The sequence below is a fragment of the Apibacter sp. B3706 genome (genome assembly GCF_011082725.1).
Taxonomy (GTDB): domain Bacteria; phylum Bacteroidota; class Bacteroidia; order Flavobacteriales; family Weeksellaceae; genus Apibacter.
On sequence record NZ_CP049715.1, the window covers coordinates 903,380 to 915,965 of the forward strand.

The 12,586-nt window shown below is 31.1% G+C and carries 10 protein-coding genes; 1 reads left to right on the forward strand and 9 read right to left on the reverse strand.

Going from position 1 to position 12,586, the window contains the following annotated elements; all coding sequences use genetic code 11:
* Position 1 precedes the first annotated feature (1 nt).
* Positions 2-778 (reverse strand): ParA family protein, encoded by a 777-nt coding sequence (locus G8C41_RS04120; RefSeq protein ID WP_160542095.1) that lies wholly within the window; start codon positions 776-778, stop codon positions 2-4.
* Between the two features lie 316 nt (positions 779-1,094).
* On the opposite strand from G8C41_RS04120, the gene G8C41_RS04125 reads away from it, so the two are divergent.
* Positions 1,095-1,478, forward strand: coding sequence for a Spy/CpxP family protein refolding chaperone (locus tag G8C41_RS04125; RefSeq protein WP_166003749.1), 384 nt, complete (start codon positions 1,095-1,097; stop codon positions 1,476-1,478).
* Between the two features lie 115 nt (positions 1,479-1,593).
* Here G8C41_RS04125 and G8C41_RS04130 read toward each other — a convergent pair whose 3' ends face one another.
* From G8C41_RS04130 to prfA, 8 genes are all read right to left on the reverse strand, one after another.
* Complete coding sequence (locus G8C41_RS04130; RefSeq protein WP_160542097.1) at positions 1,594-3,435, reverse strand: ABC transporter ATP-binding protein; 1,842 nt, start codon at positions 3,433-3,435, stop codon at positions 1,594-1,596.
* 49 nt (positions 3,436-3,484) lie between these two features.
* On the reverse strand, positions 3,485-5,086 hold the full coding sequence (locus tag G8C41_RS04135; RefSeq protein ID WP_166006225.1) for a BamA/TamA family outer membrane protein: 1,602 nt from the start codon (positions 5,084-5,086) through the stop codon (positions 3,485-3,487).
* 277 nt (positions 5,087-5,363) lie between these two features.
* Entirely contained in the window at positions 5,364-5,555 is a 192-nt protein-coding gene (locus tag G8C41_RS04140) for a hypothetical protein (protein ID WP_166006227.1), read from the reverse strand.
* A 90-nt stretch (positions 5,556-5,645) separates the two neighbouring features.
* Positions 5,646-6,479 carry a BRO family protein gene (locus tag G8C41_RS04145; RefSeq protein WP_166006229.1) on the reverse strand — a complete coding sequence of 278 codons (834 nt, stop codon included), beginning with the start codon at positions 6,477-6,479 and terminating at the stop codon, positions 5,646-5,648.
* A gap of 119 nt (positions 6,480-6,598) precedes the next feature.
* Complete coding sequence (locus G8C41_RS04150; protein WP_166006231.1) at positions 6,599-7,303, reverse strand: hypothetical protein; 705 nt, start codon at positions 7,301-7,303, stop codon at positions 6,599-6,601.
* A 52-nt stretch (positions 7,304-7,355) separates the two neighbouring features.
* On the reverse strand, positions 7,356-8,144 hold the full coding sequence (gene pgeF / locus G8C41_RS04155; RefSeq protein WP_166006233.1) for a peptidoglycan editing factor PgeF: 789 nt from the start codon (positions 8,142-8,144) through the stop codon (positions 7,356-7,358).
* A 57-nt stretch (positions 8,145-8,201) separates the two neighbouring features.
* Positions 8,202-11,027 (reverse strand): DNA polymerase I, encoded by a 2,826-nt coding sequence (gene polA, locus G8C41_RS04160; protein ID WP_166006235.1) that lies wholly within the window; start codon positions 11,025-11,027, stop codon positions 8,202-8,204.
* Between the two features lie 325 nt (positions 11,028-11,352).
* Positions 11,353-12,432, reverse strand: coding sequence for a peptide chain release factor 1 (prfA, locus tag G8C41_RS04165; RefSeq protein ID WP_105297590.1), 1,080 nt, complete (start codon positions 12,430-12,432; stop codon positions 11,353-11,355).
* Positions 12,433-12,586: the final 154 nt, after the last annotated feature.

Genomic DNA, 12,586 nt, shown 5'->3' on the forward strand with positions numbered 1-12,586 from the left:
TTTATTTAACTTCAGCCTTGTTTTTATTTAATACTTCTTCAGCAAGTAAGATATAATTTATAGCACCTTTGCTTTCTGCGTCATATTTTAGTATGGATTCGCCAAAACTCGGAGCTTCACTTAATCGCACATTTCTTTGTATGAGACTGTCAAACACCATATCCGGAAAATGAGTTTTGACTTCTTCTACCACTTGGTTCGATAAACGTAAACGGGCATCATACATAGTTAATAATAACCCTTCAATAGTTAGATCCGGATTGTGCAGTTTTTGCACGCTGTTTATCGTATTAAGGAGTTTTCCTAAACCTTCTAAGGCGAAATATTCACATTGGATGGGAATTATTACAGAATCGGCAGCAGTTAAAGCATTTAAAGTAATTAATCCTAATGACGGGGCACAATCAATGATTATGAAGTCATATTCATCTTTTATATCTTTTAAAGCTTCCTTTAACATGTATTCTCTATTGACCTTGTCAACCAATTCAATTTCAGCAGCAACAAGATCTATATGAGCCGGTATTAATTCCACATTTGGGGAGGTAGAGGGTTGTATGGCATCTTTGGCAGAAGCACTGTGTTCCAACACTTCATAGGTACCATATTCTACTTCTTCGATATTAATACCTAATCCGGAACTGGCATTTGCCTGAGGGTCTGCATCGATGAGTAAAACTTTTTTTTCAAGCACCCCTATGGCCGCAGCCAAATTAACGGCTGTAGTGGTCTTTCCAACTCCTCCTTTTTGATTAGCTATAGCAATAATTTTTCCCATCAGTATAATAAAATTTCAAGCTGTAAAAATACAATTTTTAAACGGTATATTCAGAAAAAATTATCAACATTAGAGGGATTTATAGCAGGTTATCGACTATTTTTTTGGTATTATTATGCTGTTTTTTCTCCCTAACTTAATTATTTTACTTTGAACTTTATTTTAATTTTATTTGGTTTTAAACATTCATCGCAAAAGTAATACAAGTTAAAAAGGTTGCCTTTTGTTATATATTAAAAAATAGTTTAAAATGTATAACTTTAAATTAAACCTTTTAAAATATTCCTTGTCAATATAGTTGTAAATCTAAAGTTATATGAAAAAAATAATTTTTGTAGGAGCATTAGTATTATCCTCTACTTTTGCTTTTACACAATCCAAATGTGAGGATCTTAAGGATCATGATAAAAAAGAAGAAAAAGTGAAAGAGATGAGGGATAGGATGGCTAAAGAACTTAATTTAACGGAAGATCAAATTAAAAAGATTAATTTAATTGAGGATAAATATAAAAGCCGTGAGGATGAGTTAAGGAAAAAATCAGAAGAATTGCGTCAACAAATCCATCAATTAAAGGAAGATAAAAAATCTGAAATAAATAAAGTTTTTACTGAAGAACAAAGACAAAAGCTCAAGAAAATTAAAGAGGATATGCATAATAAAAAGCATTTACATAAACAGGGTAAAAAATTTCGTTCCTAGAGAAAAATAGTTTTTTATACAATTCTTTTTTCATTTAAAAAGAGCTTCTACTAATAGAAGCTCTTTTTAATTTTATAATATATATATTATTATCAAATATATTATTATTAAAAAGTTAAGAAAAATTTTGCATGTCAATTAATTTTTTATAAATACCATTTTTCTCCAATAATTCTGCATGAGTTCCTTGTTCCATTATTTTTCCTTTATCCATCACCACAATCATATCTGCATTTACAATAGTAGATAATCTATGAGCAATAACCAGGGATGTTCTGTTAGACATAAGATTATCTAAAGCATCTTGTACCAATCGTTCACTCTGAGTATCTAAGGCAGAGGTTGCTTCATCTAAAATCATAATAGGTGGATTTTTCAATATAGCTCTGGCAATAGCAATTCTTTGTTTTTGTCCACCCGATAATTTTCCGCCTCCTTCACCAATGGTTGTTTCGAAACCTTCCGGCATTTGCTCAATGAATTCCAGTGCATTGGCAACTTTAGCAGCTTCTATAACTTCATGCATGGATGCATTTGGATTGCTTAATTTAATATTATTGGCAATGGTATCATTGAATAATATGGATTCTTGAGTAACCATGCCCAGTAATTTACGGTAAACTTTTAAATTTAAATCTCTTAAATCATGACCATCTACATAGATCACTCCGCTATCAACGTCATAAAACCGTGCAATTAAATTGGCTAAAGTAGTTTTACCGCTACCGCTCTGTCCCACTACTGCTATTGTTTTGCCTTTAGGTATAAATAAATTTACATCTTGAAGAATGGGATGTCCGTCAACATATTGGAAATTAATATTTTTCAGTTGAATTCCTTCTTTTATTTCGGATAATTCTATGGCATGTTCCGGTTCGTAAATCTGTATGCTGGTTTCTAAAGTTTCCACTAAGCGATCTGTAGAGGCCGTACCTTTATGTAAATTCGTGATGGAAGTTGATAAGGTTTTGGCCGGTTCCAATAATTGAAAAAATAGAGCTATATAGACTAAAAAGGAAGGAAGATTTAAACCTTCACCGTCTAAAATAAGAACTCCGCCGTACCAGGTTATAAAAATCATGGCAACAGAACCTAAAAATTCAGAAGAAGGCGAAGCAAGTTCATATTTTTTCATCATATTTATGGATAGCCTTCTGAGATTAAGAACGCTATTCATAAATCTGTTTTTCATAGATTCTTCGGCATTGAAAATTTTGATTATTTTAGTTCCGTTTAGCGTTTCATCAATTACTGAAAGTACATTACCCGATTCGGCTAATCCCTTTTTAGCATCTTTTTTCAAACTTTTTCCAATTGCGGAAATAATCCACGCCATAAAAGGCAGAACAATAAATGCTATTAAAGTTAACGAAGGACTAATGGTAATCAAAGCGATAAGAGTAAAAAGAATGGAAAAAGGCGTTCTCCAAAGCTCTAAAATAGAAGTTAAAATATTGCCTTCCACCTCTCCTACATCTCCGGAAAGTCGTATCATAATATCCCCTTTTTTTCGATCAGTGAAATAAGAAACCGGAAGCGTAAGGATTTTATCATACATAGCAACCCGCAAATCTTTGGAAACTCCGCTTCGTAACAGTACAATAAAATATTGAGCTAAATATCTGAAAATATTTCTAAATAAAAATAAAACTATAACAGTAACACAAAGATAAGCTAAAATCGTTTTAGGATTGGTTCCTTCAAGGGAATGATCTAAAAATACATAAAATTTATATTTCAGCTCAGCCATCATACCCGTTGAGGCTTGCATTTCTTTTTTCGTTTGTTCAATTAAAATTTGATTTTTTCCTCCTAAAAGCATTTCCAAAATGGGCATAATGGAAAAAACGGAAACTATTGAAAATAAAGAATATAGAACGTTAAATAGAATTCCTAATATAAATTCTTTTCTGTAGGGAGAGGCAAATTTTTTTAGTATTTTTTTTAATGATTTCATGCTACCTTGAGATTAATACAAAGGTAAACAAAAATTCGATTCTTTTTTGTCAAAAAGTAGCTTGTATTCCAATATGAATTTTAGAATCTGAAAAATTTACAGGTTCAGAATCGTATTTGCCAACGGCATAGTTCAATGAAAAAATCCCGAAACGTGTTAAAAAGCTAATTCCTACTCCGGTTCCCAATAAAAAGGGTTTTGTATTTTGATTTTTATTCTCAATCCATGCAACATCTGTAAATAAACTTAAATACAGTTCTTCAAACGGAACGTATCTGTATTCTAAACTTCCGATGATATACGCATTGGCATAAATAGATTGTTCATTGAATCCACGGATAGTTTTCAAACCACCGATTTTAAATAATTCATTTACTGTCAACGTATCCGAAAGTAAGGTTGAAGCATTTATTTTCGGTTTTAGATAATGAGAAGCAGATAATTTTATTAGTTTCTCTAGGGAAGCACTTACATTATATTCAGTTAAATTTTTTCGATCTTCCGGTATATTCCTATATGCAATTCCTTTTATGGAGTATAAATTTTTAGGACCTAAAATTTCGTTTTCATTTCTTTCTTTGTATTGATAACTTATGCCTAATCCTGTTTTGGAAAAGTTGTTATTATTATCTAATTCCGATACATATCGTGAGTTTTCATATAATCCTTCTATACCTAACCGTTGATTTACGGTATATTGATAATATATATGTTCATTTAGGCGAATGGTTGCATAGGTGCTGTCTTGTTTAAATATAGTTAACGATGTTTCTGATCCGAATTTAGATTTAAAAAGATAGGGCACGTTGACTTGAACTTCAAAGTTTTGAGATTTATCCGGTGTGGATAGCCAATTTAAGTTAATGGTTTCAAATGAATTCAATACATTGCCTAAAGAAAGTTGCAATTGACCGTTGACTTTGAATTTACCTTTTTCGTCATTACCAAAGCCTACCATTCCGTCCAATGAACTGGCTTTTCTTTTTTTTAAATATAAATAAATTTTGGTGGAATCAGGGGTGAATAATACTTGCGGATTTTTTTCTTCAGCTATAAATGCTGTTCCTTGTAACATAGCTGAAATTTCTTTAAGTCGCTCGTCTGAGTAGGTTTTACCAAGAAATCCATATTCTAAATCTTTTATTATTCCGCGAGGAATTTTGGTATATCCGTTTAAAACGAATGAATTGATGAGCCTTTTTTGATGAAGTTCAACATGTATGGATGCTTCTAATGGTTCATTTGAGAGGGATAATTTTGTATGGACTTGGTTAAATGCATAGCCTTTTTTTATATAATAATAATGAATTACTCCTGCTAAAGAATCAATATTATCTGTTTGAAAATGATTTTTGTTAGTAATTGCCGCTTGTGAAAGAGAGTCTAATTGTACCCATACTTTTTTGTAAAATTTTCCTCTGTTAATATAAACTAAGGTTTCTTTTTTATCTTTTTTTAAAGAATCCAGTTTTAGGGTATAAAAACCTAGATCTACTAAAGAATCTAAAATTGAACCTACTTTATTTTCAGAATAGGTTTTTGAAAACCAAAGTTTTTGATTATTATATATCTGGATGAAATTTTTTTCTACTTGGCCATGAAGCAAAATGGGAAAAATAATTATATAAATATAGAGCAGCTTAAATTTCATAAGTTATACTAACAAAAAAGCTCAATGGTAAGGTACAAATTTAAAACTAAATTATTTTATATTTTTATTTAATAAAGTTCTTTAGTTTTTTGTAGGCGTCATTGTAAATGATGCTATTAATGGGAAAATAACAAATATTTTAGTATAATTGTCTTGTAATGAACTATATAAATACTTATATACTTTCTAATTAATTATAGTTATGTATGCATTTCCTTTAAATAGATTGTAAAATAGTTTGTAAATTTTCTTATTAACTAAAATTTGAAATAAAATGTCAAAGTTCAAGAGCAGTATGTATTCTCAAACTATTATTATTTTCATTATTTACTTTTGGTTGTTCAGATTTTTTTATCATGCTATCATCTTCTTTAGCATTTGAAATATATTCTTCAGCATTAACAAAACCTTTCATGAAATTTTGCCTTCTTTGGGCATTAATCTCTTGTATCTTTTTTATAAAATCCATAATCCTATTTTACAAGGTTAAGATCTGAAAATAAAAAAACCTTCTGAATATAGCAGAAGGTTTTTAGTTATCATATTTTATTCTTATTTCTTATTCTTTCTTTTTTTTGGATATACTTTTCTTATTATCCTCAGTTATCATTTTTTTATGGCTTGATTTCAACTGTTTTTTTATGTCTGATAATTGTTTTTCTTTATCAAGTGATTCAGGTGGTTTTCCTGAATTTTTTATAATTATTTCTCGTACTTCTTTGCCTACGCTATAATGAGTTTGTTCCAAATTAGCTTGCCCTTTAATATTATGATTTTTTATTCTTTCTTCTGTTTGTGTTACTCTAAATAAATTAGCTGCTAATTCTGTTCTCCCCATATAATCCATTAACTTTCCTTTTTTTATATTTCTTTTATTCTCCAACTTCCATGAAGGCATATTATACATTCCCAAATAACCTGCATTTTGAAATTTTGCAAAATCTTGTACTCCAGCACGCTTAACAGTAGAAGCTAAAGATTTGTTTCCTTCTGTTAATTCCTCTCTAATTAATAGTCTCTCTAATTCATTACTGCCTTCAAACTGTAATTCAAACTTTCTGGTTTGATGAGCAAAATATGATTGAGCTTGAGCAACTTCTACTTTTTTTGGATCTCCATTCATTACTGTTAGATAACATGCAAATCTTGTGAGTTTAAAATCTTGTATGTTTCCATCTTCGAACTCCCTACTAGTTGAAATTATATTATCATAATGAGGTATTCCTAATGAAACAAAAGCTTTAGTAGCTCTATCTAAAACTTTTTGAAAAGATTTCATATTGCTATATCCTAACATATTCATTATATCAGATGCCCACCAAAAGCATATACCATTCTCATTTTTAAAATCTTCGAAAGATAAATTTGCCTCATTTTGATTTCCCTCTTCCATAGTTGTAAATAAATTTAAGTAAAAATATAAAAATAAATTTAAACCGTAATTACATATTTTAATTATACTTGTTTCTAAATTATAATTAATAGGTTAAAAAAGTAATTAGTTACCAAATTTTAAGATTTAAGGTTATTTGAATTAATAATTTCTAACATATGCTCTTTACCTATAGTATGGGCTGCTTTAAGTGACAGAATCCATTGGATGGTATGATCCAACTTTTCTTGTTTTTTTATACTATCTTTTTGATTGATATAATGAAGAAGCATAAATAGTATTGAAAAAATAAGTAAAATAATAGTCAATGCAAAAGCGGGATTAAATTGTTGATAGGCGGAAGGTGATGGATTTACATCATAGATCCAATTAACTAATAAAACAAGGGTGGAAATTATAAACAATCCAATAGCTGTCATATAATTAAGCAATGATAATTGTCTTACTTGCTTTATTTTTTGTTCAGAACTTGCTATCCATAATTTAAATTCTTCTTCCAAATTTTTCCAAGAATCAGAAGTATTGTTTTGTTCTTTATTAATGAGCGTAAATTCATCGGTAGTGAAATGAGTGAATACCCAATATTCCCATCCCAAGCCTAAAGCCAAAACAATTACAATAAAAATTATAGAAAGAAAACTGTAAAATATCTCTTGGATGATATGGTAATAAAATCCTAAACCTACTAAGACTAACACTAATAGGGTAACTAAAAAATACTTTAAGTATCCTGAATTTTTTTTCTTCTTTTGATCATTATCTTTTTTATCGATATTATCAATAGTATTTCCTATATTTTGTTTATCTGATATATTTTTATCCATTTTATAAATTTATTAACAAAATTATATAATATTTTAATAAATTCATAAAAAATTAACGTAAAATACCACCGGTTACCATTCTACCGGAATTTATGGTTTGCCTTCTTGCCGAAAAAAATAAATTAGGTTGAGTAACCGTACATAAATTTTTTATTTCTATATGTTGAGCGAGACAACCTGCTTGTTCCAGTAGCAACTGATTTGCTTTTCTAAGATCAATATGATATTTTCGGGTTTCTTTATTTTTAAAACTAATTAGATTACTATCAAAACCTTCTTTAATAAAATCTTCTATGACATGATCTCCTACTTCAAAACAGTTCGCGCAAATGCACGGACCAATTCCTACTCTGATATTTTCAGGTTTGCAACTAAAATAACGTACCATTTCCGACAGAGTTTTTAAAGCAATTTTGCTAACGGTTCCTCTCCATCCTGCATGAATGGCTGCCAAAGTTTGGGTTAAAGGATCATAAAGTATTATAGGTACACAATCGGCTGTAGTTATTCCTATGCAAATTCCCTTTTCTTGAGTCAGTAAAGCATCTTTATTTTGAAAAATTTTAGATTGTTTATCACTTTCTAAATCTAAAAAATTTCGATCAATAAGTAACACATGATTGCTGTGAGTTTGAACAGGTATATATAAATTATGGGTTGAAATACCTATCTCATTACAGAGTCTTTTTCTGTTTTCAATCACATTTTTCGGATCATCCCCGGAGGTTGTTCCTAAATTGAACGATGCATACTTCCCGACACTTACTCCTCCTTCGATTGTAGTTGTAAAATGGGTTAATTCTCTGTATGCAGATAAATTATCAAATGTCAGAAAATTCATATAGTTAAAAGAGAATATTTATAAACTCATCAATTCTAGAGTGTTCTATATAAATTCTTAATGGGCTTCCAGCCAATTGGGACCCACTCCAACATCTACTATTAAAGGAACTTCCATACGTACGGAATTTTCCATTGTATTTTTTATGAGTGTCGATACTTCCTTAATTTCTTCATCGGGAGCATCGAAAACCAATTCATCGTGCACTTGTAACAAAAGTTTGGTTTGAAATTTTCTTTCCTGCAGCAGTTCATGAATTTGTATCATGGCTATTTTAATTACATCTGCTGCTGTTCCCTGAATAGGCGCATTTACTGCATTCCTTTCTGCATGAGAACGCACTACGCTGTTTCCGGAATGGATATCCGGCAAATATCTTCTTCTTCCCAATAAGGTTTCTACATATCCGTTTTTTCGTGCTATCTGTACTTGTTCCGAAATGTATTCTTTTAAAACGGGATAAGCCTGATAATAAGCATCAATCAAACTTTTTGATTCGGATCTAGATAAACCGGTTTGCTCACTTAATCCAAATGCAGATACTCCGTAAATGATACCAAAGTTAACCGTTTTCGCTTGAGAGCGCTGCTCTTTAGTCACTTGATCCATAGGTACATGAAATACTTTTGATGCAGTAGCCCTATGGAAGTCCTCACCATTTTTAAAGGAAGTGATCATGGTGGGATCTTTACTCATGGCTGCAATGATTCTCAATTCAATTTGGGAATAATCGGCAGAAATTATTTTATGTTTAGAATCCTTTGCTATAAAGGCTTTACGTACTTCTTGCCCTCTTTCAGTTCTAATAGGAATATTTTGAAGATTGGGATTATTAGAAGCTAAACGACCGGTAGCTGCTACAGTTTGTGCAAAGGTTGTGTGTACTCTTCCCGTTAGTGGATTTACCTCATTGGGCAGGGCATCAACATAGGTAGATTTTAATTTTTGCAGCTGTCTGTATTCTAATAATAAATCTATAATTTTATGTTTATGCGCCAGCTTTAATAAAACATCTTCGCCGGTTGCATATTGACCTGTTTTGGTTTTTCTGGGCTTAGTACCTAATTTTAATTTATCAAAAATAATATCTCCTAATTGTTTGGGTGAACTGATATTAAATTCCTCTCCGGCTAGAGAATATATTTCTTTTTCTAACTTTGACAGGTCTTCAACTAATTCTTTAGACATTTCACCTAATGCTTTGATATCTAAATTGATACCTTCCCATTCCATGTCTTCCAACACCTTCATTAAGGGCATTTCTATGTCATCAAAAAGCTTTTTAAGATTATCATGTTTGAGTTGAGGTTCAAATTTGTCTTTAAGTTGTAAGGTAATATCAGAATCTTCAACCGCATATTCTTTTTGCAATTCAATAGGAACGGTAGAAAATAATTTTTGATTTTTTCCTTTTTTTCCGATTAAAGATTCTATGGGAACAGGCTTGTAATTAAGCTCTGTTTCAGCCAATAAGTCCATATTATGCCTTGCATCGGGGTTGATTAAGTAATGCGCAATCATGGTATCAAAAAGTACCCCTTTAACTTCTACCTTATATTTTCTTAAAACTTTACAATCATACTTCAAGTTTTGGCCTACTTTAACTATATTCTCATCTTCGAAAACCGGTCGGAGCAGTTCTATAAATTCTTGTGTCTTTTCTTTGTCCTTAGGACTAAAAGGTACATAGTACCCTTTTGCCTTTTCATATGAAAATGAAATGCCGACTAATTCTGCGATCATGGAATCAGTTGAGGTAGTTTCCGTATCAAAGCATACAATTTTTTGCTTTAAAAGCTTATCTACCAACAATTTTACTGCCATAGGAGTTTCTGTTAGTTGATAGAGATGATCAGTATTTTCAATAGTTTTCCAGTTGGCGCTTTCTTTCATTTCAATGTCCTGATCGGTTGTATCAAACAACGATCTTTGTCCATTTACCGGAGCTTTACCCGAAGAATTTTTTTCTAAATTAGATTCACTTTCAGAAATAATATGATACGTTTTCTGAAAATTTGTAATCATAGTTCTAAACTCTAATTCTTCAAAAATTTTAATGACCTCATCAACATTCGGCTGATCCACCGTTAAACTTTCATAATTAAATTCGATAGGAACATGAGTATCAATGGTTGCCAATTTTTTTGATAAAAGGCCTAGTTCCTCATTTGCTTCCACTTTTTCTCTCATTTTTCCTTTTAATTCAGAAGAATGAGCAAATAAGTTTTCAATGCTTCCGTATTCTTTAATAAATTGTCTAGCCGTTTTTTCGCCTACACCGGGTATTCCGGGTATATTGTCTACACTGTCTCCCATCATGCCCAAAAGGTCAATAACTTGAGACGGATTTTTAACTTCGAATTTTTCTTTAACAGATTCTACATCCCAAATTTCAATATCGTTTCCTCTGGATGCCGGTTTAAAAACAAAGATATTTTCGGAAACTAATTGCGCATAGTCTTTATCCGATGTCATCATATAGGTAGTATATCCCTCTTTTTCCGCTTTTTTTGCCAAAGTTCCTATCACATCATCGGCCTCGTACCCTTCTTTCCAAAGACAAGGAATATGTAATGCTTCCATCAGTTTATGGATATAAGGAACAGCTATCCGTATAGCTTCCGGTGTTTCTTGCCGATTGGCTTTGTATTCTTTATAGACCTGATGACGGAACGTTTCTCCCACATCAAAAACTACAGCCAAATGTGATGGCTTTTCTTTTTTCATTAAATCGAAAAGCGTATTGGTAAATCCGAAAATAGCGGAAGTATTTAACCCTTTTGAATTGATTCTTGGGTTTTTTATAAAGGCATAATAAGCTCTGAATATAAGAGCATAGGCATCAATCAGAAATAGTTTTTTATCGCAATCTTGACTGGTCATTCTTTAGGGTTATCTGTGTTTTTATTTTCAAATATAAGATATTTGAAGTTAACACTTGTTGCAAAATGTAAAAAGAAAAACCTTAAAATTATTAATTGAAAAAATGTTTATATTGATTTTAAAGTAGTAAATTCTATAAAATTCTAATATATCGATGATTAATATCGATAGTAAATTTAACACGTAAAGGATTTATTTAACAGATAAATAGAACTTTATAGAGTAGTATCTTTTTAAAATGATTTATAAATAATAAACTTTATATAATTCGTTAAGATAAAATGGTAGTTGATAGCGAATTATATAAAGCTTATTATGTAAGAATTTAGTCTTCTTGACCTTTTAGTTTTTCTGCATTTTCGGCAATTTTTACCGCTTCAATCATTTCATCAATATCTCCATTCATAAAGTTATCTAAATTATAGATGGATTTATTAATACGATGATCCGTTACACGACCTTGCGGGTAATTATAAGTACGAATTTTAGCCGAACGGTCTCCGGTGGATACCATTGTTTTTCTGTGTGCCGAAATTTTATCAAGATGCTCTTGCAACTTCATATCGTATAATTTGTTACGAAGCATTTGTAACGCCATCTCTCTATTGGCATGTTGTGAACGTGCTACCTGACATTGAATCATTATTCCGGTGGGCTTATGCGTAAGCTGAACTTTGGTTTCTACTTTATTAACGTTCTGTCCTCCTGCTCCACTAGATCGAGCGGTTTGATATTCTAAATCTGCCGGATTAATTTCAACATCTACTTCTTCAGCTTCGGGTAAAACAGCTACGGTTATGGCCGAAGTATGTACTCTTCCTTGTGATTCAGTTTCGGGAACCCTTTGAACTCGGTGTACTCCCGATTCAAATTTCATGGTTCCGTAAGCTCCTTCTCCACTAACATTAATAATCATTTCTTTATATCCTTTAACGCTACCTTCCGTAGCGTCTACTACTTCAAAGTTCCAACCCTTTTGTCTCCAATACATGGTATACATTCGGAAAATGTCTTCCACAAAAATAGCCGATTCATCACCACCCGTTCCGGCTCTTAATTCAACGGTGATATTTTTGTCGTCTTCAGGATCTTTTGGAATTAACATATATTTTATGTTTTCTTCCATTTCAGGAATTTTGGCTAAGGCATCATTTTTTTCTTCTTTTGCCAATTCAACCATATCAGGATCAATGCCCTCTTTAATAATTTCATCGGCATCTGAAACTGTATTTAGTAAGGATTTGTATTGATGATAGATTTCTACTATTTTGTTTAAGTCTTTATATTCTTTGTTTAGTTGAGCATATCTTTTTTGGTCTGAGATAACATCCGGTTGAATGATTAAATCTGATACTTCATCAAATCTTTGTTTTATAGCCTCTAATTTTGATACTAAATCTGACATATATACTGATGGTTTAAGTTTGCAAATGTACAACTTTGATAGAATATTTTCAGCTTCTTGCTTTTATATATATTTTTTTTAATATTATTTTTGAAAGTAACAAGTAAGTACTTTAAATCAATAATGCTTTGAAAGTCGATTAAACCGGAAGTTC

Excerpts from the sequence above, each read along its gene's own strand:
- G8C41_RS04120 (WP_160542095.1), bottom strand. The coding sequence starts at position 778 with ATGGGAAAAATTATTGCTATAGCTAATCAAAAAGGAGGAGTTGGAAAG.
- G8C41_RS04125 (WP_166003749.1), top strand. The coding sequence starts at position 1,095 with ATGAAAAAAATAATTTTTGTAGGAGCATTAGTATTATCCTCTACTTTT.
- G8C41_RS04130 (WP_160542097.1), bottom strand. The coding sequence starts at position 3,435 with ATGAAATCATTAAAAAAAATACTAAAAAAATTTGCCTCTCCCTACAGA.
- G8C41_RS04135 (WP_166006225.1), bottom strand. The coding sequence starts at position 5,086 with ATGAAATTTAAGCTGCTCTATATTTATATAATTATTTTTCCCATTTTG.
- G8C41_RS04140 (WP_166006227.1), bottom strand. The coding sequence starts at position 5,555 with ATGGATTTTATAAAAAAGATACAAGAGATTAATGCCCAAAGAAGGCAA.
- G8C41_RS04145 (WP_166006229.1), bottom strand. The coding sequence starts at position 6,479 with ATGGAAGAGGGAAATCAAAATGAGGCAAATTTATCTTTCGAAGATTTT.
- G8C41_RS04150 (WP_166006231.1), bottom strand. The coding sequence starts at position 7,303 with ATGGATAAAAATATATCAGATAAACAAAATATAGGAAATACTATTGAT.
- pgeF (WP_166006233.1), bottom strand. The coding sequence starts at position 8,144 with ATGAATTTTCTGACATTTGATAATTTATCTGCATACAGAGAATTAACC.
- polA (WP_166006235.1), bottom strand. The coding sequence starts at position 11,027 with ATGACCAGTCAAGATTGCGATAAAAAACTATTTCTGATTGATGCCTAT.
- prfA (WP_105297590.1), bottom strand. The coding sequence starts at position 12,432 with ATGTCAGATTTAGTATCAAAATTAGAGGCTATAAAACAAAGATTTGAT.